This is a genomic window from Mediterraneibacter glycyrrhizinilyticus, from assembly GCF_015560805.1.
Classification (GTDB): domain Bacteria; phylum Bacillota; class Clostridia; order Lachnospirales; family Lachnospiraceae; genus Schaedlerella; species Schaedlerella glycyrrhizinilytica_A.
On the sequence record NZ_JADMSO010000007.1, the window covers coordinates 147,845 to 173,943 of the forward strand.

34 protein-coding genes and 1 pseudogene are annotated in these 26,099 nt (G+C 44.5%); 30 read left to right on the top strand and 5 right to left on the bottom strand.

Going from position 1 to position 26,099, the window contains the following annotated elements; all coding sequences use genetic code 11:
• Positions 1-3 precede the first annotated feature (3 nt).
• From I2H87_RS09005 to I2H87_RS09110, 23 genes are all read left to right on the top strand, one after another.
• Positions 4-1,674, top strand: a complete 1,671-nt coding sequence (locus I2H87_RS09005; protein WP_195609772.1) for a phage minor capsid protein — start codon at positions 4-6, stop codon at positions 1,672-1,674.
• Positions 1,667-1,933, top strand: a complete 267-nt coding sequence (locus tag I2H87_RS09010; protein WP_009268506.1) for a hypothetical protein — start codon at positions 1,667-1,669, stop codon at positions 1,931-1,933. Before I2H87_RS09005 ends, I2H87_RS09010 begins: the two co-directional genes overlap by 8 nt.
• 241 nt (positions 1,934-2,174) lie before the next feature.
• Positions 2,175-2,729, top strand: a complete 555-nt coding sequence (locus I2H87_RS09015) for a phage scaffolding protein (protein ID WP_009268505.1) — start codon at positions 2,175-2,177, stop codon at positions 2,727-2,729.
• Between the two features lie 26 nt (positions 2,730-2,755).
• Positions 2,756-3,613 (top strand): hypothetical protein, encoded by an 858-nt coding sequence (locus I2H87_RS09020; RefSeq protein WP_009268504.1) that lies wholly within the window; start codon positions 2,756-2,758, stop codon positions 3,611-3,613.
• 12 nt (positions 3,614-3,625) lie between these two features.
• A complete protein-coding gene (locus I2H87_RS09025) occupies positions 3,626-4,009 on the top strand; it encodes a head-tail connector protein (RefSeq protein ID WP_009268503.1) in 384 nt (127 codons plus the stop codon).
• Positions 4,006-4,341, top strand: coding sequence for a DUF6751 family protein (locus tag I2H87_RS09030; RefSeq protein ID WP_009268502.1), 336 nt, complete (start codon positions 4,006-4,008; stop codon positions 4,339-4,341). The genes I2H87_RS09025 and I2H87_RS09030 overlap by 4 nt, the downstream gene beginning before the upstream one ends.
• On the top strand, positions 4,341-4,730 hold the full coding sequence (locus I2H87_RS09035) for a hypothetical protein (protein WP_009268501.1): 390 nt from the start codon (positions 4,341-4,343) through the stop codon (positions 4,728-4,730). Before I2H87_RS09030 ends, I2H87_RS09035 begins: the two co-directional genes overlap by 1 nt.
• Positions 4,714-5,133, top strand: a complete 420-nt coding sequence (locus I2H87_RS09040; RefSeq protein ID WP_009268500.1) for a hypothetical protein — start codon at positions 4,714-4,716, stop codon at positions 5,131-5,133. Before I2H87_RS09035 ends, I2H87_RS09040 begins: the two co-directional genes overlap by 17 nt.
• Before the next feature lies 1 nt (position 5,134).
• Positions 5,135-5,659, top strand: coding sequence for a hypothetical protein (locus I2H87_RS09045; protein ID WP_009268499.1), 525 nt, complete (start codon positions 5,135-5,137; stop codon positions 5,657-5,659).
• Positions 5,660-5,675: 16 nt separating this feature from the next.
• Positions 5,676-6,044: a DUF6673 family protein gene (locus I2H87_RS09050; RefSeq protein ID WP_009268498.1), complete on the top strand. Its 369-nt coding sequence runs from the start codon at positions 5,676-5,678 to the stop codon at positions 6,042-6,044.
• Complete coding sequence (locus I2H87_RS09055) at positions 6,041-6,610, top strand: Gp15 family bacteriophage protein (RefSeq protein WP_009268497.1); 570 nt, start codon at positions 6,041-6,043, stop codon at positions 6,608-6,610. Before I2H87_RS09050 ends, I2H87_RS09055 begins: the two co-directional genes overlap by 4 nt.
• Positions 6,607-6,774: an MJ0042-type zinc finger domain-containing protein gene (locus I2H87_RS14100; protein ID WP_117549164.1), complete on the top strand. Its 168-nt coding sequence runs from the start codon at positions 6,607-6,609 to the stop codon at positions 6,772-6,774. Before I2H87_RS09055 ends, I2H87_RS14100 begins: the two co-directional genes overlap by 4 nt.
• A 49-nt stretch (positions 6,775-6,823) precedes the next feature.
• On the top strand, positions 6,824-8,860 hold the full coding sequence (locus I2H87_RS09065) for a phage tail protein (protein WP_195609773.1): 2,037 nt from the start codon (positions 6,824-6,826) through the stop codon (positions 8,858-8,860).
• 164 nt (positions 8,861-9,024) lie between these two features.
• A complete protein-coding gene (locus I2H87_RS09070) occupies positions 9,025-9,669 on the top strand; it encodes a hypothetical protein (RefSeq protein WP_207746067.1) in 645 nt (214 codons plus the stop codon).
• Complete coding sequence (locus I2H87_RS09075) at positions 9,660-10,691, top strand: hypothetical protein (protein WP_195609775.1); 1,032 nt, start codon at positions 9,660-9,662, stop codon at positions 10,689-10,691. Before I2H87_RS09070 ends, I2H87_RS09075 begins: the two co-directional genes overlap by 10 nt.
• A 1-nt stretch (position 10,692) precedes the next feature.
• Entirely contained in the window at positions 10,693-11,931 is a 1,239-nt protein-coding gene (locus I2H87_RS09080) for a hypothetical protein (protein WP_195609776.1), read from the top strand.
• Positions 11,932-11,947: 16 nt separating this feature from the next.
• The gene (locus I2H87_RS09085; protein WP_195609777.1) at positions 11,948-12,340 is read left to right on the top strand and encodes a hypothetical protein; all 393 of its coding nucleotides are present in this window, start codon (positions 11,948-11,950) and stop codon (positions 12,338-12,340) included.
• Complete coding sequence (locus I2H87_RS13905) at positions 12,340-12,444, top strand: CD1375 family protein (protein WP_279306361.1); 105 nt, start codon at positions 12,340-12,342, stop codon at positions 12,442-12,444. Before I2H87_RS09085 ends, I2H87_RS13905 begins: the two co-directional genes overlap by 1 nt.
• A 10-nt stretch (positions 12,445-12,454) precedes the next feature.
• Positions 12,455-12,748, top strand: a complete 294-nt coding sequence (locus I2H87_RS09090) for a hypothetical protein (protein WP_195609778.1) — start codon at positions 12,455-12,457, stop codon at positions 12,746-12,748.
• Positions 12,749-12,761: 13 nt separating this feature from the next.
• Positions 12,762-13,085, top strand: coding sequence for a ribonuclease (locus I2H87_RS09095; RefSeq protein WP_195609779.1), 324 nt, complete (start codon positions 12,762-12,764; stop codon positions 13,083-13,085).
• An 81-nt stretch (positions 13,086-13,166) separates the two neighbouring features.
• Positions 13,167-13,355 carry a type II toxin-antitoxin system HicA family toxin gene (locus I2H87_RS09100; RefSeq protein WP_195609780.1) on the top strand — a complete coding sequence of 63 codons (189 nt, stop codon included), beginning with the start codon at positions 13,167-13,169 and terminating at the stop codon, positions 13,353-13,355.
• A gap of 33 nt (positions 13,356-13,388) precedes the next feature.
• Complete coding sequence (locus I2H87_RS09105) at positions 13,389-13,787, top strand: type II toxin-antitoxin system HicB family antitoxin (RefSeq protein WP_195609781.1); 399 nt, start codon at positions 13,389-13,391, stop codon at positions 13,785-13,787.
• Positions 13,788-13,864: 77 nt separating this feature from the next.
• The gene (locus I2H87_RS09110; protein WP_195609782.1) at positions 13,865-15,013 is read left to right on the top strand and encodes an N-acetylmuramoyl-L-alanine amidase family protein; all 1,149 of its coding nucleotides are present in this window, start codon (positions 13,865-13,867) and stop codon (positions 15,011-15,013) included.
• Between the two features lie 61 nt (positions 15,014-15,074).
• Here I2H87_RS09110 and I2H87_RS09115 read toward each other — a convergent pair whose 3' ends face one another.
• From I2H87_RS09115 to I2H87_RS09130, 4 genes are all read right to left on the bottom strand, one after another.
• Entirely contained in the window at positions 15,075-15,362 is a 288-nt protein-coding gene (locus I2H87_RS09115; RefSeq protein ID WP_195609783.1) for a hypothetical protein, read from the bottom strand.
• Positions 15,363-15,534: 172 nt separating this feature from the next.
• Positions 15,535-16,926: a hypothetical protein gene (locus tag I2H87_RS09120; RefSeq protein ID WP_195609791.1), complete on the bottom strand. Its 1,392-nt coding sequence runs from the start codon at positions 16,924-16,926 to the stop codon at positions 15,535-15,537.
• Between the two features lie 305 nt (positions 16,927-17,231).
• Positions 17,232-17,441: a hypothetical protein gene (locus I2H87_RS09125; protein WP_009268481.1), complete on the bottom strand. Its 210-nt coding sequence runs from the start codon at positions 17,439-17,441 to the stop codon at positions 17,232-17,234.
• Positions 17,442-17,507: 66 nt separating this feature from the next.
• A complete protein-coding gene (locus I2H87_RS09130) occupies positions 17,508-18,344 on the bottom strand; it encodes a formate/nitrite transporter family protein (RefSeq protein ID WP_195609784.1) in 837 nt (278 codons plus the stop codon).
• Positions 18,345-18,526: 182 nt separating this feature from the next.
• Here I2H87_RS09130 and I2H87_RS09135 point away from each other — a divergent pair, with 182 nt between their 5' ends.
• Together I2H87_RS09135 and I2H87_RS09140 are read left to right on the top strand one after the other, a co-directional pair.
• Complete coding sequence (locus I2H87_RS09135; RefSeq protein WP_009268479.1) at positions 18,527-19,249, top strand: phosphatase; 723 nt, start codon at positions 18,527-18,529, stop codon at positions 19,247-19,249.
• Positions 19,250-19,362: 113 nt separating this feature from the next.
• Positions 19,363-19,659, top strand: coding sequence for a YerC/YecD family TrpR-related protein (locus tag I2H87_RS09140; RefSeq protein ID WP_009268478.1), 297 nt, complete (start codon positions 19,363-19,365; stop codon positions 19,657-19,659).
• 18 nt (positions 19,660-19,677) lie between these two features.
• Here I2H87_RS09140 and I2H87_RS09145 read toward each other — a convergent pair whose 3' ends face one another.
• Positions 19,678-20,292: a DUF1836 domain-containing protein gene (locus I2H87_RS09145; protein ID WP_022150875.1), complete on the bottom strand. Its 615-nt coding sequence runs from the start codon at positions 20,290-20,292 to the stop codon at positions 19,678-19,680.
• 124 nt (positions 20,293-20,416) lie between these two features.
• Between I2H87_RS09145 and I2H87_RS09150 the strand changes: the two genes are divergently transcribed.
• The 5 genes and pseudogenes from I2H87_RS09150 to I2H87_RS09170 all read left to right on the top strand — a co-directional run.
• Complete coding sequence (locus I2H87_RS09150; RefSeq protein WP_022150876.1) at positions 20,417-21,256, top strand: AraC family transcriptional regulator; 840 nt, start codon at positions 20,417-20,419, stop codon at positions 21,254-21,256.
• Between the two features lie 14 nt (positions 21,257-21,270).
• On the top strand, positions 21,271-23,526 hold the full coding sequence (pcrA, locus tag I2H87_RS09155) for a DNA helicase PcrA (protein WP_195609785.1): 2,256 nt from the start codon (positions 21,271-21,273) through the stop codon (positions 23,524-23,526).
• A gap of 91 nt (positions 23,527-23,617) precedes the next feature.
• On the top strand, positions 23,618-23,857 hold the full coding sequence (locus tag I2H87_RS09160; protein WP_009268472.1) for a hypothetical protein: 240 nt from the start codon (positions 23,618-23,620) through the stop codon (positions 23,855-23,857).
• A gap of 195 nt (positions 23,858-24,052) precedes the next feature.
• Entirely contained in the window at positions 24,053-25,432 is a 1,380-nt protein-coding gene (gene rlmD / locus I2H87_RS09165) for a 23S rRNA (uracil(1939)-C(5))-methyltransferase RlmD (protein WP_195609786.1), read from the top strand.
• 125 nt (positions 25,433-25,557) lie between these two features.
• Positions 25,558-26,025: pseudogene (locus I2H87_RS09170) on the top strand (KilA-N domain-containing protein); the annotation flags it as partial.
• Positions 26,026-26,099: the final 74 nt, after the last annotated feature.

Here is a 26,099-nt window from a genome sequence, read left to right on the forward strand (position 1 = left end):
TGATTGCGGAAAGATTATAAAAAACAGCTATCCGGTCAGATTGAAAAACCCTTTTCTGATCTGGAAATTCGGATCATGGAAGACATTGTCCGCCGGATAAAGCAGACGGGGAAAATAACCAGTACGGCAGATTGGCAGATAAACCGACTCAGAATCCTTGGATATTCATCTGAGGATATCGAAAAAATGCTGAAAGAAACACTGGATAAATCTTATCCGGAAATGTTCGAACTGTACGATAAGGTTATTGATTGGGAATATGTCCGAAATAAAGACATATATGAGCAGATCAATGCAGAGTTCATTCCGTACGAAGAAAATGAAGAACTTCAACAGTTGGCAGAGGGATTTATTCAGCAAAGCAAAGCAGATTTGAAGAATATCACACAGTCACTGGGATTTTATTTGGATTATGGAAACGGGAATCCGGTTCTGACTCCGCTGGCAGAGGTATATCAGAAGTATTTGGATGCGGCTTGCATGGATATCGTTACCGGGGCATTTGATTATAACAGCGTACTTAGAAGAGTTGTGACACAGATTACCAACAGCGGGCTCAGGCAGATTGATTATGCATCGGGAAGAGCGAACAGAGTGGATGTGGCTGCCAGAAGAGCTGTGATGACAGGTGTTTCACAGCTTACAGGGAAAATCTCGGATATGAACGCCGAGAAACTTGGAACTGAATATTTTGAGGTTGCATGGCATGGCGGGGCGCGTCCGTCTCATGCAGTGTGGCAAGGTAAAGTTTGGAGTAAGAAAGAATTGGTTACGGTGTGCGGTCTAGGTACTGGTCCCGGACTGCTTGGATGGAACTGCTATCATGAATATTATCCGTTCTTTCCCGGAATTTCCGAACGAAACTGGACGGATGAGTGGCTTGCGGAACAAGATCGTAAAGAAAACACACCGAAGACCTTTAACGGAAAAGAATACACTTTGTATGAAGCAAAGCAACGCCAGAGGCAGATGGAAACCGCTATGAGGGCGCAGAGGGAAAAAGTGAAACTTCTGGAAGCTGGTGGCGCTGATCCGGATGAAGTGATGCTTGCAAGGGCAAAATATCAGGGACAGTTGAATGAATATAGCCGGTTTTGTAAGAAGATGGGGCTGACAGAAGAAAGAGAGCGCATCTATTATGATATGCGGGGAAGAGTAGCAACAAATACGAAGATGCAGAATCTGCGGTATAGTTCTGATATGATTCGGAATGCTGACAGGGATTCAAAACAGTACTATCGGTACAAAAATATACTTGGCGATGATGTTGGCAGTCTTGCTGATTTCCGGCGGATGAAGTATAATGAACCTAAGAAATTTAGTGCATTGAAAAAGAAAGTCGATACATATTCTGATATCGATAAAAAGGAATGGTCTTCTGAATTTAAGCAGAAGTCAAAAGATGCGTATGTAAGATTTGAAAAAGATGGAGTATATTTGTCAGTTCATGCATTGAGTCGGCTACCAAGATTAAATAAGCCAGGTTATCCGAACATTGAAGAAAGCGATGTTCTTACAATAGTGAAAGGGAATCCGAATTATTCAGAGGGAGAAAGCAAGTTGATTTTCTTTGACTCGGGCAAACAACTTGTTGTGGTGAAAAATAAAGATACAGATGATATAGTTTCTATTGTAAGGCGAAAAATGCCAAAGGAGGTGTGGGAATGTGTTTGAAAAGATAATGAATTATATTAAAGAATTTTTGGAAGATACACCAAAGGACATTTATGAGTTCTCAATTATTTTGGAAGATGCTTTGGTAGATGATTATGATGAAATGCACAACGAACAACCAAAGGCAACGGAGATTCTTGCGGATGAAACCCCAGATATTTGTGCTTCTGCGGAACCTGGTATGAAGCCGGATGAAATTGAGGATTTCAAACGGAAATTAAAGATTGAGTATGACAAGGCTATGAAAGCAGTTGTATAAATACCACCCATTCTTCAGAGTGAGTGGTATTTTTGTACCCATTTTTAAGAAAGGAGGATTGTCGTGAAACTTTTTGAATTGGATGTAGGAAAGGAATGGTGATCCGGTTATCTCCCGTTGAGACGCAGGGTGACGCGTCTTATTTTTATGGAGATATGGTCAGCTGATCAGACCTAAAATAGTCAATTCGTGGCGGATGGTTACACGCCTAAAATAACCTAATACGAAAGGAGAATGGAACATGAAAACAGATTTTTTAAAAGGACTCGGATTGGAACAGGATGTTATTGACAAGATTATGGCTGAGAATGGGAAAGATATTGCCGCTGAAAAGGCAAAGACTACCAAAGCAGAGAGAGAACGTGACAATTTTAAAGACCAGCTTGCGACAGCAACAGCGTCTTTAGAAAAGTTCAAGGACGTAGATCCGACAGCCATGCAGAGTGAGATTGACAAGCTCAATCAGCAGTTAAAAGACAAAGATGCGGAATATGCTGCGAAAGAAACAGATCGTATTTTCTCTGATACCATCAAGGAAGCCATTAAAACAGCCGGAGGACGTAACGAAAAAGCGGTCATGGCTATGCTGGATATGGACGCATTGAAAGCATCGAAAAACCAGTCTGAGGACATTAAGAAAGCATTGGAAACCGTAAAGGAATCGGATGCTTATTTATTTGGTTCAGACGAACCATTTATGAACGCAGTCGGAGCAACCGGAGGCGGTGCTGGTGTTGGCGGAGATAATCTGTCAGCTATCCGGGCGGCAATGGGGCTTCCGGCAGAAAAGAAATAATTGTAGAAAGAAAGAGGTAAAAAAGTATGGCAAATACAATTGCATTAAGAAAACAGTATTCCACTTTATTGGATGAAATTTACAAACTGGCGTCCTTAACCGCGGTTTTGGATGGACCGAATGAGCTGGTCAAGGAGGGGGCGAACGCAAACGAGATCCTGATCCCGAAAATGTCCATGCAGGGACTTGCAAACTACAACAAGCAGACAGGCTATGTTGCTGGCGATGTAACTCTTGAATATGAGACAAAGAAATGCGGATATGATCGTGGACGTATGTTTACAATCGATGCGATGGACAACATTGAGTCCGCAGGTGTGGCATTCGGACGACTGTCCGCAGAGTTCTTGAGAACACAGGTTGTTCCGGAGTTGGACGCTTACAGACTTGCCGGATATGCGTCTATTGATGGCGTGGCAACTGTGGAAGCAGCGCTTGACACCGGCAAGAATGCATTGGCGGCGCTCAGAACGGCGAGAAGTAAGATCGAGAATGCAGAAGCGAACCTTGCAACCTGTTATCTGTTTATCAATCCGACGGTGCTCGGAATGATCGAGGATCTGGATACCACAGCATCCAAGAAAGCGATCGAGGGCTTTGCAGGGATCGTAAAGGTGCCGCAGGGAAGATTCTACTCCAAGATCGATCTCACTGCAAACGGAGCTGGTGGATTTGCTAAGAATGAAAGTGGTAAAGCTATCAACTTTATGATCGTGGATAAACAGACGGCTATCCAGTATCAGAAGCATACCGTCTCCAAGATTATCACTCCAGATCAGAATCAGGATGCAGATGCTTGGAAGTTCGGTTATCGTACTGTTGGTATCGTGGAAGCTTACGATAACAAGAAAGATGGAATCTATGTGCATACTGCTGCGGAGTAGGAGTTGATTTGAATGAATGTGTATGCGGACTATAACTTCTATACGACTGAGTACCGAGGAGGAGCTGCAGAAGAAGAGTTCGAGCGTCAGATCATGAAAGCGAGTGCCCACGTCCGGAGGATCACCTTTGGGCGTGCGGACAGCTGTCCGGAAATGGAAGAAGTGAAATTTGCGGCATGCGCGGTTTGTGATATGTTGATCGCAGATGGGAAAATCCGTGAGAATAACAGTGGCAGACAGATTGTATCGGAGAGTACAGATGGGTATTCCGTAAGCTATGTACAAGAAAAGGAAGCTGATGAGACATCGGAAGCGTTGTTGAGCAGAAAAGCTTATAAGGCGGCAGAACTATATCTGGAACCAACAGGGCTTTTATATATGGGGGTGGACGAATGATCACCAATACCGATCTTACGATTTATCACAGAGAATATGATCCGAAAATGCGAGTTGATGTATGGACGCGATTCTATGTTTCAGAAGCCTGGTGGTTCACGGCAGAGAAAGCTACGCTCACTACGGATGGCTTGATGCAAGCAGATATCACCACAATACGCATTCCGGATATTTCAAAAGTTGTTGTGAAAGATGATTATATTGTAAAGGGCGCGTGTTCCGTTGAAATGCAGACAGTAAAGGATCTGAAAGAAACAGATTATGTAAAGGTTACTTCTGCAAATTATAATCGGTTTGGGAACAACCCGCACATAAAGGTGGTGGGAGTGTAATGAGAAAAGGAAAGAGGAAAATCCGGATTGAAACTCCAAGAGGGGTGATATATACGCAGGCTTCCAACGGCGGAAAAGTTTCCGCAAAACTGGAGTGGAATCCGGCATTTGCGTCCAGGATGGGAAAAGGATTCGAAAATGCGCAGGGATTTATTGATTCAGAATGTATCCGGCGCATGAATCCGGAGACACCAAGACGGACCGGTGTGCTGATTAAATCAGCTACACTCGGCACAGTAATCGGTTCAGGAGAAATCAATCAAATTGCTCCGTATGCAAGGAGGCAATATTACGAGCATAAAGAGAAATCTTACTGGTTTGAGAGAATGAAGAACCGGCATAAAGATTCTATCTTGAAAGGAGCAGCACAGTATGTCAAATCTCATTAACAGTATCCGGGATTATATTCTTACATGCCCATTTCTTTCAGAGTGGAGAGTCAACGTGGATTATCTTGGCGCAGGAATGGAGTATTCCATAGATCCTCTTCCGTGCGATCCTGTGATCCAGAGATATACGGATGGAGGAGCAAAGAAACAGTTCCAGTTTGCGTTTACCAGCAGGGAAGAATATGATCAGGACGCGAGGATCAATATTGAAAACAGCGGATTTTATCAAGCTTTTGAAGAATGGCTGGAAATACAGGACATGGCAGGAAAACTGCCGGATCTTGGAGAAAATAAAATCCCGATCAAAGTAGAAACATTAAATAGCGGTTATTTATACGATGTAGATGGAGAGAAAGCCCGATATCGTATAGAGTGCCGCTTGATTTACAGACAGGAGGTCTAATATGGCAGAGTCAAAAGAAGTATTGGTAAAACGCTCACAGCGCGTGGCATATATGGACACGGCTGCAGCAGAGGGACCGGCGAGTTTTGAACGAATGACAGGGTTTACCTCAATGACAAATTCTAAGAACCCGAAAGAGTATTCCAGACAGTATATTGATATGGATACGGAGACTTCGGATGTTGTTGGATACGCACCGGCAATTGAGTATTCGTTTGACCGATATTCAAGCAATCCGGTTCACGAGAAGATCGCGAAGATCCACGATGGAGAACTTCTCGGAAATGATACGCATGTGGATATTGTTGTGGTTGATTTATTTAAAAAATCGTCCGCGGGAGAAAAATATCATGCCACAAAGCGTACCTATGCAGTCATTCCGGATTCCGATGGAGATGGAACGGATGCGTTGATTTACAGTGGATCATTGAAAGCTGTATCAGCGATTGAGATTGGAAATGTGACATTTGCCGGATCAGATTTTAAGAAAGCGACCTTTGCGAGCGGAGCATATGACGCGGATTAAGTAGGAGGATGAGCCAATGAGCCTTTGGAAATGGAATAACGTGGAACTTGAAGTTGACATGGAAGACGCAGAATTCTTGGAGCGGTATGAAGCCGCTTTCAAGAAAATGGGAGAAACGGAAAAAACACTTCAGAAGACAGGCAGTCAGTCTGAAATTGTAAAAGAATTTTGTAAGATGTTTTATGATCTGTTCGATGATTTGTTTGGCGACGGAACCGGAGATCAGCTTTTTACCGGAAAAATGAATTCAAGAATTTGCGAGGAATGTTATGATTCATTCCTTGCAGAATGTCAGAAAGGAATTTTAGCAGCAGCAGAGCGTAGAAATAACCGGATGAATAAGTTCAGACCGAACCGGCAGCAGCGTAGAAAAACAGGGAAGTGATTTCTTTGAATTTGTTTTATGAGAAATATCCAAGTACGATCCGAGTACATGAAAAGTGGATTCCGATCATTACAGATTTCAGGGAGTACATCCGGCTTTTCGATATGCTCCGTTGTGACGAACTGAAAAGCAGGGAGAAAGTATTTATCATCCAAGAATATTTTTTGGAGGATATTACGATTGATGCGGATGCGATTATGGCGCTTTCTGATTTTATTCTCATGCTGGATCCAGCGGATGAACAATATAGTGAGGAAATAGAGACACCAAGGAAGAAGAATCTTTTTTCCTATACGATCGATTATCCATATATCTTATCAGGTTTTTTACGGGATTATGGGATCGATCTTGAAACAATCGAATATCTTCACTGGTGGAAGTTTCGCGCATTGTTTGATGGATTGTCTGATGATACGGAAATCAAACAGCGGATCATGTATCGTGGAATCGACCTGTCTACGGTCAAAGACAAAGAGGAGAAGAAAAGGATTGCCCGGATACAGAGAGCGATCCGGCTTCCGGCGGAGCAGTTATCAGATTATGACATAGGGAATGTGTTTGCATGAGGAGGAAGCTTGTGAAAACAGTAAAGAAACCTCCGGTAGAACGGAGATGGTTTGAATGTCCGAATTGTGGAACGCGACTTGCGATTTATGATAATACGGCTAAGTCCAGTCATGTTTATATCAAATGCAAGACGTGTAAAAGGGAAATAGAAATAAGAATATAAGCACTTTAAAATGAGCCGCAGAGCCTGTGCTATCCAAGAAAGAGAAAGGATGGATAGTATGGGGTATGACGGCTCTTTAAAATTTGATACGGAGATCAACGAAAAAGGCTTTAATAGTGGTTTGAGCAAGATGGGGAGTCTTGCCCAGACAGCGCTTGGGGTATTCAGCGGACAAATGATGACCCGTGCGGTGGATGGTATTGCAAATCTTGGAAAATCGGCGCTTGAAGCAGTTTCTAGTATGGAGCAGAATATCGGCGGTGTGGAAACGTTGTTTAAAGACAGTGCACAAGCCGTGATCGATAGTGCGAATATCGCTTATAAGACAGCGGGAATGAGCGCGAATGAATACATGTCCACAGTGACAAGCTTCTCTGCATCGTTGTTGCAAAGTTTGGGTGGAGACACAGAGAAAGCGGCTCAGATTGCGGATATGGCGATTATCGACATGTCAGATAATGCAAATAAGATGGGAACCAGTATGGAGCTCATCCAGAATGCATATCAGGGATTTGCCAAGCAGAATTATACGATGCTGGACAACCTGAAACTCGGATATGGTGGTACAAAGACGGAAATGGAGCGGCTGATCGCCGATGCCAACAAGGTCAAAGAAGCAAATGGTGAGATGGCAGATCTGTCGATCGATTCCTTTGCAGATGTGACGGAAGCGATCCATATCATCCAGGAAGAAATGGGGATTACCGGAACGACAGCAAAAGAAGCTGCGTCTACAATCGAAGGGTCTGTAAATTCGGCAAAAGCTGCATGGGATAATTTTTTGACCGGTTCGATTACCGCGGAAGAATTTGCAGAATCATTCAGTACAGCGGCATTTGTGATCTTAAAGAATCTTGCGGAAATCATCCCAAGGCTTGCTTCGACGATTCCGGCAATTGCAGTTTCACTCTGCCAGCAGCTTGCTACGGCAGTGCAGGAGGGTGGAAGTGAAATGTTGAGCTCCGCCGGAACTTTCATGCTCAATTCGCTTACAAATGGAATTGTAGTTGGTATCCCTCAGCTTTTAGCACAGGGAAGTGAAATGCTCCATCAGTATCAGAGTGTCATACAAACGAATTTCCCGGTAATTATGCAGAATGGTGTCAGTATAATTACGAATTTATTAACGGGAATCCTTAGCGCAGCCCCGCAGATCATCGCTCAGGTAGGTGAGATGATGACAACGTGGGTCGATACTGTGTTGGGGATGCTCCCAACGATTTTAGATTCCGGATCACAGATGATGCAGAATCTTTTGCAGGGGCTTGTAGAAAATGCGCCTAAGATATTGCAGCAAGCCTTTGATATGACGAGTAATTTCATCCAAACCATTTTGTCGCATCTGCCGTCCATTTTACAGGCGGGAGTGAATTTGATTTTGAATTTGCTTTCCGGACTTGTCCAGGCGGCGCCGCAGATCATCCAGCAGGCTGCGCAGATGCTGGCGGAATTTATCTCGACAATCGCTTCACATTTGCCGGAAATCTTGCAAAAGGGTATTGAGATTGTAGGGGAATTAATCGCGGGACTGATTAGCCGGATTCCGGATGTTATTTCATCCACGATCGATATAATCAGCAGTATCCAAGAATCGTTTGACAACATCGACTGGGTTAGTATAGGGCTTAATATTATCGATGGAATCGTCAGTGGTATTATCAGTGCAGCAGGAAGCTTAGTAGATGCGGCGGTAGGCGCGGCGGAAGATGCAGTGGAGGCGGTAAAAGATTGGCTGGGGATTGCATCACCGTCAAAGCTTATGCGTGATGAAGTTGGTAAATACATGGCTCTTGGTATGGGAATCGGATTCGAGAAGAATGTACCGACGGAAGAAATGACGGATCGAGTGAGTAGATCTGTTGAGCAGATGCGAGGGGCAGCAGAGCAAGTCACATCCAGAACGCCGATAACGGCAATTCAAGCATCGAAAACAGTGAGTGATAATTATACGGATGCAAAATTAGATCATAGAAAATTAAAAAAATTGATTTTAGAAGCAATAAACGAAGCGAACGAAAAACCGATTGTTCTTAATGGTAGGCAAATGAACAGATTTATGCGAGAGGAGGGATTTGTAAAGGCGTGAATATAGAATATGTAAATAGCTCAAATAAAAAGGTGGATTTGAATAGTGAACCTTACAAAATGCTCATATCAGACTTGCTAGATTACGACTGGGAAATGGTAGAGTCAGGAAATAAAATTGCCGGTTTTAAAAAAGGAATTTCAAAAAGAAGCATAGATATTGATGTGATTAGAACAAAGGGGAAATCTTCCCGAAAACTTGCAAATGATTTAACAGATATCTTTGAAGAAGATGTTCAATGTGGAATTCCCGGAAAATTATTTGTGGGAGAATATTATCTAACCTGTTATATTGTTTCTTGCGAAAAAACGAATTGGACAACCGATGTAATTTTGTCGTGTGAATACGGAGTGGTGACAGATCACCCTTACTGGGTCAGGGAGCACCGTTACAGCTTCAGAAAAAATGAAAGCGATCCGGAGGGAGCCAAGCGGTATGCGAACCGTTATCCGTACCGGTACGCCAATGGTCTGACGAACTCTCGGATCGTAAATGACCATTACGCAGACAGCAACTTCCTTTTGACAATCTACGGTCCGATCGTGGATCCGGTACTGTATATCGGCGGGCATGAGTATTCTGTGAAAATCGTGCTGGAAGAGGGAGAATATCTGGAGATTGACAGTGCTGCGGGGACAGTGGTCAAGGTGAAAGCTTCCGGCGAGCGGGTCAACGCGTTTCATAACCGAAGTTTTGAAATCTCGGTGTTTGAACCGATCCATCCCGGCGGACAGGACATCGGGTGGAGCGGTCGGTTTGCGTTCGACCTGGTGATCTATGAAGAAAGGAGTGAGCCGAGATGGCGATGAAAGACCTGAAAGCAGTTCCGGAAGAATTGACCTTTATCGTATCGGATCCGAAAGGCTGGGAGTTGGGATTCGTGAGAGATGTGGACAGCATCGATCTGGATCTGGGCGATACCAACGACTTTGAACTGCAGATCGACGCTTCCATCTGGTCGCCGGAGCGGTACAGTTGGAGGAACCGGATCTACATTCCGGGAACGGAATACGGCGGACTGTTGGAGGAACAGCAGACATCTACTAAGGACAACCGTATCACATGGAGAGGGTATACCTGGCGCGGGCTGCTCAGTCAAAAACTGATCTATCCGCCGGAGGGACAGACTCATCTCACCGTATCAGGAGATGCCAATATGATCATACAGGACATTTTGGGGAACCGGTTCGGTTCTCTTTTTTGTGCGGAGACAAAGGAAAGCGGGATCCAGATCAAGAACTTCCAGTTTGACCGGTACTGCAGCGTCCTTTCTGGGCTGGAAAAGATGCTGGCGGCGAAGAATGCCAGACTGCAGATCGTTTATCGGCAGGGGAATCCGGGCGAGTACGGCGGACAGGTCGTGGTCGGCGCCGTTCCGGTGACGGACTGGTCGGAGGAACTGGAGTGCAGCCAGGATGGCAAGATGCATTTCACGACGAGAGACAGCCGGATGGGCATTAACCATCTGGTCTGTGCCGGAGAGGGAGAGGGCATCGACCGGAAGATCCTGCACCTGTATGTCCAGAAAGACGGGAGCATCGGACAGACGCAGTATTATAAAGGACTGGATGAACGGGAAGCACTTTATTCCTACACTTCCGTAGAAGACGACGCAAAGCTTCTGGAAGAGGGGGAAAAGCGGCTCCGGGAATTGATGAACTACAAACAGATGGATGCGACCATTTCCGATGTGGATGTGGAGATCGGAGACATTGTGGGTGGACGTGACCGGATCACTGGTATGTCGCTGCAGAAGCCGATCGTCAATAAGATCCTGCGGATGAACAATGGGATCCCATCGGTGGAATATAAACTGAGAGGAGAAGAGTAGAATGGCATTTAAACCACTTACAGTGAATACGCCAACTGGAAAAAAAGCGCACATCCTTGCGGAAGACGATGCGGCGCTCTACGACGGGATCTTCGGGGAAGACTGTGTGCTGAAGCTTGGGGAGCAGTTTGCATCCAAGACCATCAGCAACAACGTGATTCGCGTGATGGACGGTGTAGTGGCAGTCGGCGGTCATGTGGGGCGGATTATCAAAGGTGACTACGAAGACATGATGATCGATAATGGAACAGCGGATCAGAAGCGAAATGATCTGATCGTTGCCCGGTTTCAAAGCGGCGGTACCGGCGGAGCAGATACTTACAGCCTGGTTGTCGTGAAAGGAACACCGGGAGCCACGGCAAAGGATCCGGCAATCGTACAGGAGGACTTGTACGCCGGAGGAAATCAGCGGGATTATCCGCTGTACAGGGTGCGGATTGAGAACCTAAGCGTTGTGGGTGTGGATAAGTTGTTCAAAGTGAACAGAAATTTTAAGGTGCTGGCGGAAGAACTGGATAAAACCGGAAAGAAGATTGATTCGGTGAATAAGACACTGGAAGAACGGACAAATGGGAAAGTTCGGGTTTACCAAAATGGCGAAGGTGGAAATATCGAGATCACCTCAAAAGATGGTATCAAGTGGGAAATTGACGCCAATGCAAATCATCTTCGGATCTATTCATTTGGAAGCAGTAACAAGTATGTAGATTATACATTTAGATACGACAGAGCGGGCGGCGTGGTTGCAACCGTTGAGGAAGTCAGCAAAAAGATGGATAAGCATACTGTCGTGGATAATGTAACAACGACAGTAGCCGGAACTGTGTTAGATGGGCGAGTTGGAAAGCGGCTGAATGATTCTGTCGTGAAAGCACAAAGCACAGCGAACACAGCAAACAGTACGGCAAATACGATAAAGACGAACTTGCAGAATACCCCTATTACGGTTGGAAGTGCGTATGGGGTTACAGCCACGGCGTACAGCAGTATATATATGGAATCTGTTTATTTCAACGGAACCAATGTCGGAGATAGTTTGGCAGCATATACACAGCGCAATTTCGGAACGCTTCCGGCAGGGCATCGTCCAAAAACGAAAGTCCAGATTCCAGTTTCTGCGGTAGATGGATTATATTTCACAATAGATACGAACGGAATTGTTTCGATGCGAAATGAAAAAAATACGACAATCAGTTTTGGAAAGTGTGCAATGTTTGGAGTAATTACATTTGTAAAATAAAAGGAGGAGAAACAGAATGGAAAGAATGATTTTAAAGGACAAAACAGAATTGGAGATCATGAACGGGGCTGCGTTGAATGCGATTACCGCGGTTGCCGATAACTGGACGGCACTTGGAGTAATTGCTGAAGCACTGAAAGAATCTGGGAATCTGGATGAAGTGCAGTTTAAAACGGATGAAACCGTGACCGGAGAGTACCAGAACATGAAGTTGGAGTCCCCGCTGTTCTCTGCGGTGGATTTTGCGGAGGATGGAAAGATCCATGCCACCTTTGGCATCCGGCAGAAGACAGAAATGGAGTTGGCGATCGAGCAGCTTCAGCGACAGCAGGCGGAGATCAGTGCAAGTCAGGAGATTCAGGATGGTGCAATCGTGGAACTGGCTGGAATGGTTGGAGGTGAGGCATAATGGTAAAATTTTATGTAATGAAAATCAAAGACGGCACGATCACGATTGAAGATGTGCCGGAGAGATGGAGAGCAAACGTCGAGGAAGCGATAAAAGAAGAGTAGGGGAGATAACATGCAAAAAATCATTGTAGACATCTGTGCGATCATCATGCCAACTCTGCTTGGGTATGTGGTCTGGCTCTTGAAAAACCAGAAGAAAGACCGGGACGCAAACAGCAAGGGAACCATGTTGCTTCTGCGTGTCCAGCTCATAGAATATCATGAGAAATGGACAGAGAGGGGCTACATCACAAAGCATGGCTTAGAGAATTTCATCGAGATGTATGATGCATACCATTCCCTTGGTGGAAACGGCATGGTGACAAAGTTGTTGGAAGAAGTTAAGGATTTACGGGTTCGGGATTAAAGGAGAGAAAAGTATGAATATGGAAGTTTTTATGCAGTATGTAACGTATTTACTGATGGTGATCGGTGTGCTGGCGTTTATGACCAGCGCGATCGTGCAGGTCATCAAAGAGTTGCCGTATCTGAAAAAGATACAGACGAATGTGGTTGCGCTTGTGGCAGCCATGATTATCACACCGCTTGCGGTTGTGATCCTGTGTATCTATTATAAGATTACAATCGAATGGTATTACATTTTCGCTTCGTTCCTGGCTGCGTTTATTGTTTATTTGGTTGCAACCGGCGGCTGGGAAAAAGTAACGGAAATGTGGAGCAGGACAAAATATAATAAGAAATAGTACGTGAAAACACGTGAAGTATTGACATACGTAAAAATACGTGATACAATAAAGGCACGATAAGGAAAGGAGATACAAAAGATGCCAATGACGCCGAGAGAGATGATAAAACATCTCAAGAAAAACGGGTTTGAGGAAATCAGTCAAAATGGTTCTCATGTAAAAATGAAGAATCAAGAGACTGGAAAGACAGTGATTGTTCCTTATCACTCCAAAGCTATGAAAAAAGGATTGGAGCAGGCAATATTGAAACAAGCGGGACTGAAATAGTCCCGCGCCTGAAAAGAAAGCGAGGTATTACGTATGAACAAATTATTTTATCCAGCTATTTTTCATACAGCGGAAGAAAGCGGATTTTGGGTGTCATTTCCAGACTTACCGGAATGTCTGACAGAGGGAGACGATATGCAGGACGCATATGAAATGGCGGTAGAGGCACTTGGGCTTTGTTTGACAGAAAGAAAAAAAGATGGTGAAGTTATTCCAGATCCAACAGAAATTAATAAAATAGATACAGAAGACGGAGTATTGGTGATCGTAGAATTCGATATGTTGGAGTATCAAAAGAAGCACAATTCGCGTGCGGTTAAAAAGACACTTAGTATTCCGGAATGGTTAAATGAGGAAGCTGTGAACAGAGGGGTAAACTTTTCACAGCTGCTGCAGGAAGCGTTAATGGCAAAATTAAATATTGGAAGATAAATCAAAAACATCTAAAGAGCTTGGAAACAGGCTCTTTTTATTTTGCACCGGTGCAAAACCGGGAGAAAGGAGTACTTATGTTAAAACGAGAAGTAGCAGTAGAGTTGATGAAACACTTGGTAAATCATGACTGGCACGGGTACAGCCAGTATAGCCGCTGGGGAGACGGCGAGGGTACTTGCGACATTGCGATTGCTGGAAAGGTATATCACTTGGAGCAGGGCGACCGGGACTGCAGTTCCGCGATCATCTCGGCGTTTGAAGCTGCCGGGATCAGCTGCGGTGGCGCAACGTACACCGGAAATATGCGGTCATGTATGGTGGGAACTGGAAATTTTGTCTGGCATCCGATGTCTTCCGGATATATTGCGAAGCCGGGGGATGTGTACCTGAACGAAGTACATCACACGGCGATGTGCACGTCTGCTGTGCCGGATCTGTTGGCAGAGTTCTGCATTTCAGAAACTGGTGGAATTGACGGGGCAGAGGGCGACCAGACTGGATATGAATCCTATGAGCACGCTTATTATGATCGTCCTTGGGATGGAATTCTGGAATGTGTAAACACAGAGCCGGCGAATGAAGTAGAATCTGATAGATGGGTAAAAGACGCAAAGGGCTGGTGGTACCGGCGCGCCGACGGCAGCTATCCAAAGGATCAGTGGTTAAAGCTGGATGCATGGTACTACTTCGATTCCTACGGCTACGCCCTGCGGAACCAGTGGAAGTATATCAAGGGATTGTGGTATTATTTCGGTGACGACTGCCGGATGGTAAAAGGTTGGATCAAGTTGGGCAGTCATTGGTACTATTTGAATCCGACTGCCGGAGCAAAACCGGAGGGTGCGATGCTGACCGGCTGGCAGAAGATCGGAAGTTACTGGTACTTCCTGCGTCCGGCGCGCGACGGAAATCATCCGGAGGGATCCGCGGCAACGGAATGGATTCGGGATGACCTGTATTGGTATTATCTGCTTCCGGAGAAAAAAGGCAGCAAGCCGGAGTGCTCGATGGCGCTTGGTTGGGAACAGATCGGCGGCAAGTGGTATTATTTTAATCCGGACAAAAACTGCCAACCAATCGGATCGATGATGTGCTGCCACTGGATCACGGAAAACGGTAAGCGTTATTATGTGAAAGAGGATGGCGTGATGGCAGCAAATGAGAGTATCGTGATCGACGGAAAAGAGTACCGGTTTGACGGATCGGGTGCGCTGAAAGCATAAAAAAGAATCCGGCAACTTGTGTCGGATCCAGTGTTTTCGAGGAAAAATCGTCTTGTACTAACTACATGACTCCAAACCCACATACAAGATCCAAATTAATCCCTTCTGATTCAAAATAACCGTTTTCAATCGCGGCATACATCGGTGCATAAAAAATAGAATGTGCGACTTCATTCAGTGTTACATCGACGAGTTCTTTATTTTGTGACTTCTCGGATGAGGGTGTTTCTTCCGTTTGGTTAGAGTCAGGATTTGCAGTTGTCTCCTTACTGTCATTTGCGGTACATGCAGTGAGTAATGAAAGGATCATCACTGCGGCGAGTGTAAATGTGAGTAAACGCTTTTTCATAAATCCTCCTGTATCAAGCAGCAGTTTTTCTTATTTACTATATGTGGGGCGGGAAAAAGCGTGAAAAAAGGAAGATTTAAAAATTAGATTTCAAAGTCTTCCTTTCAAAATAAGCCAGAATATACAGTTTGATTTGTGAACTGATCAAGAACCTTACAGAAAGGCGAGAAAATCAGTCTTCCTCGTCAAATTCGTCGTAATCATCTTCCTCGTCAAATTCATCGTAGTCGTCTTCGTCGTAATCATCCTCATCCTCGAAGTTCTCGTCCTCGAATTCATCATCTTCGTCCTCATCGTCATCGTCCTCATCTTCCTGATTGCGGGAAGTCGCGCAGAGAATTACTAAAACGACAGCGAGAACGGCGCTGACGATCGCACTGTACAGCAGAATAGAATCCCCGTCTCGTTTCAAAAATGCAAAGACAGCTCCCGCAATATAAAAGATGATCGGAGCGATGTAGGCTGCGACGGAACGTTTGTTCTGCAGGATCAAAAGCAGAAGTCCGGAGACGAGCATACAGACTGCAAGAACGATATAAGTTGTTCCGGAAGAAGCCTGTCCGCCGGAAGCGATATTATCCAGTCCGGCAAGGAAACCGCGGTATGCGAAATATCCGAAGCCAAGGATAGAGAGGATTCCGAGAATTACACGGACAACCCGATATTTTGCCGGTACATAATAAATGTAATCATCATCTTCCTCGAAATCGTCCTCTTCTTCATATTCCGGTTTGGTAACCGGGCGTTTCTTTTCCGGTTCCGGACGTTTTTTAGAGGTCTCAGAAACAGATTCCGGATTTTCTGCGCGTTTCTTTTGCGGAAGTTTTTCTGCGTCGCTTTTTTTCTTACGTGGTTTGTAATTCGGATCTGTGGCGAGCATTTCCTCGTAACTTTGCCGAACGGCACGTTCCCGTTTGGCGCGGACGTGCTCCGGAGGAATATTTCCGTAATATTGCTCTGTTTCTGTATTTACGGTGGTATTGGAAGTGGAAGAATTTGCCGGGGCAGATGGTCTGCTGTGCGGAGCAGATTTTTGGGCGGCGGATTCTTTTTTCCCGGTAGCAGCTTTGGCTGTCACATCTCTTTTTACGGTTACTTTGGCAGCTGTTTCTTTTTTTGTGTGAGTGCTTTTGGCAACCTGTACATTTTCTTTTTCAGAAGTCGGTTTTACTGCTTTTGCAGATGGGGTTTGGGGAACTGTTTTTTTCTCATGAGAACTGTCTTTTTTCGGAGCAGAAACTGCATTTTTTTTGTGAGCCGGATCCACTGGTCGTTCTGCCGGATTTCCGACAGGTTTTTCGGTTGGAGCTGCGTTTTGAACCGACCTTTTTTCGGAAATTGGTTTCTGCGCCGGAGCAACAGGTTTTTCCGGGGTTCCGGTTTTCTTCCGCGCGGATGCGTTTGCTTTTTCCGCGCGCTTTTTTGCACGCTGTTTATCTAAATCCCATTGCTTTTTACAGTCACGGCAGACTGCATATTCATGAAAGACCGGAGTGCCGTTTGCATCGGTTCCGACCTGTTTATTTTGTAATTCGACTTCTTTTCCACATATCGGACATTTCATTGTCTCTTATTCCTCGCTTTCCTGTTATTGGGATCCTGTAATAGGATGATCGGTAATATCCATTTCTTTACGGATGGCAGCATCAGTATGCAGGGAAAATAGGATGCCCTAAGCTAAGCATACCGATGCGAAAAATCTTGATCAGAAGCGCAAATAAATAGCGCCAATATGCGAGAAATGTTGAAAATTCTCGTATACTGACGCTATTATAACATTTTGTAGAAAACAGGACAATGGAAAAATAGAATTATTTTCAGGTCTCTTATTTTCAATTCATTATTTTTTAGAGGAGACCTTTCGGGGCACTACTTGTATGGAGCGGCTTTTTTCTCAGTGGATCCATTTTTGCTTGGGATCACGGGAGGGCGGTACTGATACACATCGTTGTAGGATTCCAGTTCGGCTTCCGAAGTTGGAAGAAATGGGATCAGTCCGGTACATTCCCGGGCAGAAGCAGCATTGGAAAGATAATCGAAATCATCGATGAGTTTTTCATTTTCCTTTGGAGTTTTCATAATCTTCACCTCAAAAATAGTATTTGCGTAAATTCATATTTTATTTAAGAGAGTGAAAAATGGGGCTTATTTCCAATCTTTTTTATAAATCAGAAAGAGAGGAACTGCGACGAAAAGCATTCCGCCGATGACATTGCCGATCGTGACCGGGATAAAATTATGTAAACTGCCGGAAAGATTCAGATTTTCAAGCTGATTCGCAGTGATTCCGTAGGTTTTCTGTGCGATCCGTATATAATCCGGATTGAAAGAAGCGAGGATCCCGGCAGGGATATAAAACATATTTGCCACGCAGTGCTCAAAGCCTCCGGCTACAAATGCGCAGATCGGAAAGAAGATCGCCCATATTTTCCCGGCGATGTCTTTTGCGGAAAGTGACATCAGCACGGCAAGACAGACAAGAATATTGCAGAGAATACCGGAAGTCAGTCCCTGAAGCGGCGAGACGGAAATTTTTCCAATGGCAACTTTGATCGTATATGCACCGAGCAGACCGCCGGAATAATTGAGATTTCCGGAAAAAACGATCAAAATATCGACCAAAAGAGCGCCGAGCAGATTGCTGAAATAAACGATAACGAGGTTGCGGAGCATTTTTAGGAGGGACGTGCGTCGGTCGAATACATTTAAAAGGATCAGACAGTTTCCGGTAAATAGTTCTCCTCCCAAAAAGACGATCAGCATCAGCCCGACAGGGAAGATCGCGGCGGCAAGCGCTCTGGAAACACCGACATTTTCGATGGAGTGCGCGGCGGTACTGCTTGTAGCTGCTCCGAATGCGATAAACATTCCGGCCATGATTCCGAGCAAGATCATTTTCCCGAGAGGGAGTGTTGTTTTGGTTTCGCTTGCTTTCATATTCAGTTCTATGATTTCTGACGGTGTGTTAAAGTGATTATCCATAGATAAAGTGAATCCTTTCCATAGTGTGTTAATTAATTGACAAAACATCGTTTATTATACTAAATATTTTAGGAAAAGCAAGATAAATCGTGTATGTTGACATAAAAAGAATACGGACGTACAATGAGCGTATTCGATAGTGCTTATCATTTAGCGGAGAAAGAGAGAAAAAGGAGAGAAAGATGAGAAAGATCATTGCAGATACACATGCACATACAATCGTGAGCGGTCATGCATACAGCACGATCCGTGAGATGGCATCAGCCGCCAAGAGACGGGGGATTCAGGTTCAGGCGCTTACAGAACATGCGCCGAAGATGCCGGGAACATGCGGGCTTTATTATTTTCAGAATCTGGATGTGATCCCGCGGGAAATGGACGGTGTCCGGATGCTGTTCGGCGCAGAATTAAATATTATGGATCCGGAGGGAAATGTGGATCTTCCGGAAAGAGTATGCGAGGAACTGGATCTGGCGATCGCAAGTATGCATATTCCGTGTTTTGGCGAGGGAAGAAGTGAGGATGAGGTAATGCGGGCTTATGAAGCCGTGATGAAGAAGCCGTATGTGAAGATCATCGGGCATCCGGATGACAGTCGATTCCCGACAGATTATGAGAGACTTGTGAAAATGGCAAAAGAGACCGGAACACTTTTGGAATTGAATAATTCCTCATTGCGTCCGGCAAGTTTCCGGGTCGGGACAAGAGAAAATCTGCTGACAATGCTGGATCTTTGCAGACAGTATGACGTTGCCGTCACAACAGGAAGTGATGCGCATGTGGATGTGGATGCAGGTAATTTTTGTTATGTGTCGGAATTGTTGGAGTACTGTAATTTTCCGGAAGATCTGGTCGTGACGACGGATCCGGAGCAGTTGAAGAGGTATTTACAGATCGATCTATGATAAAATTCCCGTATTTGAAAAGAAAATACGGGAATTTCTTTAAAAAGGTGGACTTTAAGAATTTAGTGTGCTAAAATTTAAAATAGTCTTTGAGTGGTAAAGGAGATTTTAGAATGAGTAAAAAAATCAGGACAGAGGCTGTTGACTATCTTTTTAGTGCAATCTTAAGTTTGAAAGACAAAGAGGAATGTTATACTTTTTTTGAAGATATCTGTACGATCAATGAATTACTTTCGCTTTCTCAGCGGTTTGAGGTGGCGAAGATGCTGAGAGAAAAGAGAACGTATCTGGAGATTGCGGAAAAGACAGGGGCATCGACTGCAACGATCAGCAGGGTGAACCGTTCCCTGAATTACGGGAATGACGGATATGATATGGTATTTGACCGGATTGAAAAAGAAGAGAAATAAAAGTGCTTTCGGGCACTTTTATTTCTCTTTCTTTTGGCTTTTCTGAAAATCCGGAAGTTCATCCAACAGTTTTTCAATCAATAATTTTTTAACATAAACATCGAAACTTAAACTGCAGATAAAGGAAAACATCTGTAAATAATGCCGGTCTTCTTCCGGAGCATCAGCGAAAGATTCTTCAGCCCTTGCAAAAGCGGCGGAAATCTCTTTGCTGAGATCCGGGATCTGGCTTTTTTCCATAGAACAGATCTCTTCGTATATCTCGGAAAGGGATGGCTGGTTTTCAGTCTGAAAATAGGTCTCTGTCAATGGATTTAGCAACGTTTCAATATCTTTGATCGCTAAAATATTTTTAAAATAGTAGATAAATGTCAGAATCAGAATGTGCTCCCGGGAATATTTTTTCTTATCCGGCGGGGGAAGCAGATTATTCTTGGCATAATTATTGATCATCGTCTTGGTCAGGATCTTGTCTTCTTCATATCGTTTGGAAGAAGAAAGTCCGGAATCCATCAATGTTGTGACCTGATCCATGTATAAGTCGATATTCGGGATGTCTTCGGCATGGATATAATCGATCCGGGAGAGACTTTCCAGAATACTTTCCAATAAATTTTCTGAATTAATGTTCATCTTATCACCTCGATATTGATATTATATAGTATTAAAAACTAGATGGCAAGATAAATTTTTCTGGAAGCCGTGCCGGTTCTATGGTATTATGACACGGAAGACTGATGAAAAGGTGGGACGGCATATGATTTATGAGCCGCTTTTTAAACTGGAAAAAACAGGAGTGCAGATGCGTTATTATACCGATAAAGGACAGTATAATCCGACTCATTGGCACAGTGCGATCGAACTGATCTATATTTTGAATGGAAACGGGACCGTTACGATCAACGGGGTCGGACATCCGGTAGTAGCGGGGGAATTTGTGCTGATCGACTCCAATCAGATGCATGAAGTGCGGTGTGTTCGGGCTTCCATGATCGTCGTGATCCATTTTTCCAGAAACAGTATGAAGAATTTTATTGAAAATCTGGATGAATATCATTTTCAGTGTACAAAAGATACGCTACAGAAAGAACAGCTTGAAGCGTATCTGCATGTATGCAGTATGCTGAAAGTGCTTCCGCCGATCTATGTGACGCAGCCGACCGGATTTAAACTGAAAAGCCATGCAGTGGCGATGGAAGTGTTTTATGAATTGCTGCATCATTTTGCAAAGTGGGAAGAAGAACCGGTCATGACGGAACGAAGTGCGGATATGGAGCGTATGGGCGAGATCATTACTTATATAGACCGGCATCATCGGGAACCGATCTCACTGGAGAGTATTTCTTCTGAATTTTATTTGAGTCGGGAGTATTTCAGCCGTTTTTTCAAGAAAAATATGGGAGTCACATTTTCACGATATGTCAATCAGCTGCGGCTGACTCATATTTATCATGATATATGCAATACGCAGGACGGAATTATGGAAATTGCTGAAAAGCATGGATTTACGAATTATAAATTATTCAACCGGATGTTTCATGAGATTTACGGATGTACACCGCGTGAAATACGTGGGAGACAGAAGCAGAACGGATGAAAAAAGGAGAAGTTATGAGTATTTATGATACATTAAATGAACAGCAGAAAGAAGCGGTGTTTCATACGGAGGGACCGCTTCTGATCCTGGCGGGAGCGGGATCGGGAAAGACCCGGGTGTTGACCCACAGGATTGCTTATTTGATCGAAGAACGGGGCGTCAACCCATGGAATATCCTGGCGATCACATTTACCAATAAGGCGGCAGGGGAAATGAGGGAGCGTGTGGATCGTCTGGTCGGATTCGGAGCGGAGAGTATCTGGGTAAGTACGTTTCATTCAACCTGTGTGCGGATCCTTAGGCGGTATATCGACCGGATCGGATTTGACACAAATTTTACGATCTATGATTCAGACGATCAGAAATCTTTGATGAGAGACGTCTGTCGTGTGTTGGATGTGGATACAAAAAAATACAAAGAGCGGATGTTTTTGAGTGCGATCTCGGCAGCGAAAGATGAGATGATCACGCCGGATGAGTATGAACTGAACGCAGCGGGGGATTTTGGAAAACAGAAGATCGCGCAGGTCTACAGGGAGTATGAGCGGCAGCTTCATGCCAACAATGCGTTGGACTTTGACGACCTGCTTTTAAAGACCGTGCAGCTTTTCCAGACACAGCCGGATGTGCTGGAATCTTATCAGGAACGTTTCCGTTATATTATGGTGGATGAATATCAGGATACGAATACGGTGCAGTTTAAGTTTGTAAGTCTTTTGGCAGCAAAATACCAGAACTTGTGTGTCGTGGGAGATGACGATCAGTCCATTTATAAATTCCGAGGAGCGAATATCCGGAATATTTTGAATTTTGAACAGGAATTTCAAAATGCACGCGTGATCAAACTGGAGCAGAATTACCGTTCCACACAGAATATCTTAAATGCAGCCAATGCAGTGATCCAAAACAACAGAGGAAGAAAAGACAAGACACTTTGGACCGACAATGGAGACGGAGAAAAAGTACATTTGCGTCAGTTTGATACCGCTTATGATGAAGCAGAATTTGTGGCGGACGATATTCGGAAAAATATAGAGAACGGCGGTACATATCAGGATTATGCGATTTTATACAGAACAAACGCACAGTCGCGTATGTTTGAGGAAAAATTTGTTGCATGCAATATTCCATACAAGATCGTAGGGGGCGTCAACTTCTATGCAAGGCGGGAGATCAAAGATCTGCTCTGTTATCTGAAAACGATCGATAACGGGCGGGATGATCTGGCAGTACGACGGATCATCAATGTGCCGAAGCGGGGGATCGGTCTGACGACGATCACACGGATCCAGGAATCGGCGGCAGCAAGGGAAATCGGATTTTACGAGGCGCTTCTGGGATTGGATCTGATCCCCGGAGTCGCGCGCGCCGCATCCAAATTGGATTCTTTTGTGGCATTGATCGAATATTTTAAGCGGCGGTCAGATGAAGTCAGCATTACAGATCTGATGAATGAGATCATTGAGAAGACCGGATACATTGAAAATCTGGAAGCGGAAGATAAGGAAGACGCACAGGCAAGGATTGAAAATATCGAAGAACTGGTAAGCAAAATCGCCGCATATGAGGAACAGTGCGCAGCCGAGCAGGTGAAGCCGTCCCTCAGCCAGTTTTTAGAGGAGGTTGCGCTGGTTGCGGATATCGATTCACTGGAAGAAAATCCGGATTATGTCGTTCTGATGACACTGCACAGCGCAAAGGGGTTGGAATTTCCGCATGTCTATCTGGTCGGAATGGAAGACGGTTTGTTCCCAAGCTATATGACGATCACTTCGGACAACGATGAGGATCTGGAAGAAGAGCGGAGACTTTGTTATGTCGGGATCACCCGGGCAGAACAGGAATTGACGATGACGTGTGCACGGAAACGTATGACCCGTGGAGAGACGCATTATAACCGGATGTCCAGTTTTTTACAGGAAATTCCGAAAGAACTGATGGAGAACGGAAGTCTTCCGTTTGACAAGGAAATGCAGAAAGAACGGGAACAGGAACTGATCAGACAGAATGCTTATACACAGGCGAAGCAGGCATTTCGCCAGAAACCGTTCCAAAATTACGGGATTCAGAAAGGGGCGAAAGCATTTGCAGTGTCAAAAGAAAAAGGGCTGGATTATCAGGTAGGAGACCGGGTGCGTCATATCAAATTCGGCGAGGGTACAGTCAAAGGCATCCTGGAGGGCGGCAGAGATTTTGAAGTGACCGTCGAGTTTGATACTGCCGGAGTCAAAAAAATGTTTGCCACATTTGCAAAGCTGAAAAAAATATAAAATCGGGTCTTATCAGTAGTAATCTGAATAGCTTAGTGTTATAATAAAAAAAGAATACCTGAATGAAAAGTAGGGAAAGGACGGGATGAATATGAACAGAGTAGAGGAATTGATCGCAGAAACAAAATTAAAAGAACTTTTGAACAAGAAGAGTGATGACAAGCAGAAAAATACAGTGATCTGGGTACTGGCGATCATTGGAGCGGTTGCGGCAGTAGCAGCGATCGCATATGGAGTATACAGATTCTTCACACCGGATTATCTGGAAGACTTTGAAGAAGATTTTGACGATGATTTCGATGATTATTTCAGCGAGGAAGATCAGATCTGATCAAAAGTGTGAGACAGGTGCAGACGGGACAGGATGTGGCAGATGCCGCACCCTGTTCTTTTCATGTTATTTGATGAATTTGAAACCGGATGACAAATTACTTAGAGAATGGTTCAAAAGAACGATTCAAAATAATGATTCAAAAAAATGATCAGGAAGAGTTGTTAGGAGAAAAACAGAGGAGAGAAAGAGAGAATGAAAAAGGGACAGATTCTGGAAGGCGTGATCGAAAAAGTCGAGTTTCCGAATAAAGGACTGGTGTATGTTGCGGAAGAAGATCAATATGTGCTCGTAAAGAACGGGATACCGGGACAGAAAATCCGTTTTGGGATCAACAAATTTAAACATGGCAGGGCAGAGGGAAGATTGTTGGAAGTGCTGGAACGATCACCGTTGGAGACGAGGGAACCGGTGTGCAGTTTGTTCCCCGCCTGCGGAGGATGCATGTATCAGACGATGTCATATGAAGCGCAGTTGGAAATGAAAGCGGAGCAGATGAAAGAGATCATCGAGGGAGCGCTTGCATCTGGGCATTCGTTTGTATTCGAGGGAATTAAGGCGAGTCCGAAAGAGTTCGGCTACCGTAACAAGATGGAGTTTTCATTTGGCGATGAATACAAAGACGGACCGCTTTCTCTTGGACTTCATAAAAAAGGAAGCACCTACGACATTTTGACGGCGTCGGACTGTAAGCTGGTGCATGAGGATATGACGAAAATCCTGACATGCGTGTTGGAATATTTCCGGAAATTGGGGGCGTCCCATTATCGTAAGATGCAGCATACCGGTTATCTGCGCCATCTGCTTCTCAGAAGAGGAGATACAACAGGGGAGATTCTGGTCAATCTGGTTACAACCACGCAGGAAACATATGATCTGCAGCCGCTTGTGGAGAAGCTTCTGGCATTGAACCTAGATGGAAAGATCGTAGGTGTTCTTCATATTTTGAATGATTCGTTGTCGGATGTGGTTCAGAGTGATGAGACGAAAATCCTGTATGGGCAGGATTACTTTTACGAGAAGTTGCTCGGTCTGGAATTTAAGATCACTCCGTTTTCCTTTTTCCAGCCAAATTCCCGCGGAGCAGAAGTGCTTTACAGTACAGTGCGGGATTATATCGGGGATATTCATGATATGACGGTGTTCGATCTGTTCAGCGGAACCGGAACGATCGCACAAGTGCTGGCGCCTGTGGCAAGGCAGGTGATCGGAGTGGAAATCGTGGAAGAAGCGGTCGAGGCTGCGAAAGAGAATGCCGCACGCAACGGGTTGGATAACTGTCGGTTTATTGCAGGCGATGTGTTTAAAGTATTGGATGAGATCGAGGAGAAACCTGACGTGATCGTTCTGGATCCGCCGAGAGACGGAATCCATCCGAAAGCGCTGCCGAAGATCCTGGATTATGGTGTGGATAAGATCGTATATATTTCCTGCAAGGTGACGAGTCTTGCAAGGGATCTGGAGATGATGCAGGCAAGAGGATATGAGGTAGTCAAAGGCGTGGCGGTGGATCAATTTTGTGAGACGGTGCATTGTGAGAATATAGTACTTTTGTCCCGACAAATCACCAGATAGTGGTATTAAAGTGAGGGTGGAGTCCGGGAAATGTGAAAGATGAAGATAGTTATTCAGCAGAACTGTCTTAAAGGGAAAGAGGATAAGGCGTTAAAAAAGGTTATGATATATTTGCAGGAGAAACAATGGGGAAAATAATTAAAGATACAATCCATGCAAATGGAATAGATATTGGAATTTATACGCAGGATTTTGAAAATGAATTTATTTCCTTGACGGATATTGCCCGATATAAGAGTGATGACCCGACAGCAGTTATTCAAAACTGGATGAGGAGTCGAGATGTGATAGAATTTTTAGGTCTCTGGGAAAGGTTGCATAATCCAGATTTTAAACACCTCGAATTCGAGGGGGTTAGAAAACAGGCTGGCGCAAATGCCTTTACAATGTCACCGAAGAAATGGATTGAAGCGACAGATGCTGTTGGTATCGTTTCAAAAGCAGGACGCTATGGCGGAACATATGCTCATAGCGATATTGCCATGTCTTTCGCAACTTGGATTTCTCCAGAGTTCCAGTTGTATATTATGAAAGACTATAGGCGTTTAAAAACAGACGAAAATAGTCGGCTATCTTTGAATTGGAATTTGAATGAAAATCCTAATCCCCCAGCTATGCTGGGGAGAATGGAGTAAGCAGTAGCGTGTAGGATAATAATAAAAAGCCT

Excerpts from the sequence above, each read along its gene's own strand:
- I2H87_RS09015 (WP_009268505.1), top strand. The coding sequence starts at position 2,175 with ATGAAAACAGATTTTTTAAAAGGACTCGGATTGGAACAGGATGTTATT.
- I2H87_RS09020 (WP_009268504.1), top strand. The coding sequence starts at position 2,756 with ATGGCAAATACAATTGCATTAAGAAAACAGTATTCCACTTTATTGGAT.
- I2H87_RS09025 (WP_009268503.1), top strand. The coding sequence starts at position 3,626 with ATGAATGTGTATGCGGACTATAACTTCTATACGACTGAGTACCGAGGA.
- I2H87_RS09030 (WP_009268502.1), top strand. The coding sequence starts at position 4,006 with ATGATCACCAATACCGATCTTACGATTTATCACAGAGAATATGATCCG.
- I2H87_RS09035 (WP_009268501.1), top strand. The coding sequence starts at position 4,341 with ATGAGAAAAGGAAAGAGGAAAATCCGGATTGAAACTCCAAGAGGGGTG.
- I2H87_RS09040 (WP_009268500.1), top strand. The coding sequence starts at position 4,714 with ATGTCAAATCTCATTAACAGTATCCGGGATTATATTCTTACATGCCCA.
- I2H87_RS09045 (WP_009268499.1), top strand. The coding sequence starts at position 5,135 with ATGGCAGAGTCAAAAGAAGTATTGGTAAAACGCTCACAGCGCGTGGCA.
- I2H87_RS09050 (WP_009268498.1), top strand. The coding sequence starts at position 5,676 with ATGAGCCTTTGGAAATGGAATAACGTGGAACTTGAAGTTGACATGGAA.
- I2H87_RS14100 (WP_117549164.1), top strand. The coding sequence starts at position 6,607 with ATGAGGAGGAAGCTTGTGAAAACAGTAAAGAAACCTCCGGTAGAACGG.
- I2H87_RS09065 (WP_195609773.1), top strand. The coding sequence starts at position 6,824 with ATGGATAGTATGGGGTATGACGGCTCTTTAAAATTTGATACGGAGATC.
- I2H87_RS09075 (WP_195609775.1), top strand. The coding sequence starts at position 9,660 with ATGGCGATGAAAGACCTGAAAGCAGTTCCGGAAGAATTGACCTTTATC.
- I2H87_RS09080 (WP_195609776.1), top strand. The coding sequence starts at position 10,693 with ATGGCATTTAAACCACTTACAGTGAATACGCCAACTGGAAAAAAAGCG.
- I2H87_RS09085 (WP_195609777.1), top strand. The coding sequence starts at position 11,948 with ATGGAAAGAATGATTTTAAAGGACAAAACAGAATTGGAGATCATGAAC.
- I2H87_RS13905 (WP_279306361.1), top strand. The coding sequence starts at position 12,340 with ATGGTAAAATTTTATGTAATGAAAATCAAAGACGGCACGATCACGATT.
- I2H87_RS09090 (WP_195609778.1), top strand. The coding sequence starts at position 12,455 with ATGCAAAAAATCATTGTAGACATCTGTGCGATCATCATGCCAACTCTG.
- I2H87_RS09095 (WP_195609779.1), top strand. The coding sequence starts at position 12,762 with ATGAATATGGAAGTTTTTATGCAGTATGTAACGTATTTACTGATGGTG.
- I2H87_RS09100 (WP_195609780.1), top strand. The coding sequence starts at position 13,167 with ATGCCAATGACGCCGAGAGAGATGATAAAACATCTCAAGAAAAACGGG.
- I2H87_RS09105 (WP_195609781.1), top strand. The coding sequence starts at position 13,389 with ATGAACAAATTATTTTATCCAGCTATTTTTCATACAGCGGAAGAAAGC.
- I2H87_RS09110 (WP_195609782.1), top strand. The coding sequence starts at position 13,865 with ATGTTAAAACGAGAAGTAGCAGTAGAGTTGATGAAACACTTGGTAAAT.
- I2H87_RS09115 (WP_195609783.1), bottom strand. The coding sequence starts at position 15,362 with ATGAAAAAGCGTTTACTCACATTTACACTCGCCGCAGTGATGATCCTT.
- I2H87_RS09120 (WP_195609791.1), bottom strand. The coding sequence starts at position 16,926 with ATGAAATGTCCGATATGTGGAAAAGAAGTCGAATTACAAAATAAACAG.
- I2H87_RS09125 (WP_009268481.1), bottom strand. The coding sequence starts at position 17,441 with ATGAAAACTCCAAAGGAAAATGAAAAACTCATCGATGATTTCGATTAT.
- I2H87_RS09130 (WP_195609784.1), bottom strand. The coding sequence starts at position 18,344 with ATGGATAATCACTTTAACACACCGTCAGAAATCATAGAACTGAATATG.
- I2H87_RS09135 (WP_009268479.1), top strand. The coding sequence starts at position 18,527 with ATGAGAAAGATCATTGCAGATACACATGCACATACAATCGTGAGCGGT.
- I2H87_RS09140 (WP_009268478.1), top strand. The coding sequence starts at position 19,363 with ATGAGTAAAAAAATCAGGACAGAGGCTGTTGACTATCTTTTTAGTGCA.
- I2H87_RS09145 (WP_022150875.1), bottom strand. The coding sequence starts at position 20,292 with ATGAACATTAATTCAGAAAATTTATTGGAAAGTATTCTGGAAAGTCTC.
- I2H87_RS09150 (WP_022150876.1), top strand. The coding sequence starts at position 20,417 with ATGATTTATGAGCCGCTTTTTAAACTGGAAAAAACAGGAGTGCAGATG.
- pcrA (WP_195609785.1), top strand. The coding sequence starts at position 21,271 with ATGAGTATTTATGATACATTAAATGAACAGCAGAAAGAAGCGGTGTTT.
- I2H87_RS09160 (WP_009268472.1), top strand. The coding sequence starts at position 23,618 with ATGAACAGAGTAGAGGAATTGATCGCAGAAACAAAATTAAAAGAACTT.
- rlmD (WP_195609786.1), top strand. The coding sequence starts at position 24,053 with ATGAAAAAGGGACAGATTCTGGAAGGCGTGATCGAAAAAGTCGAGTTT.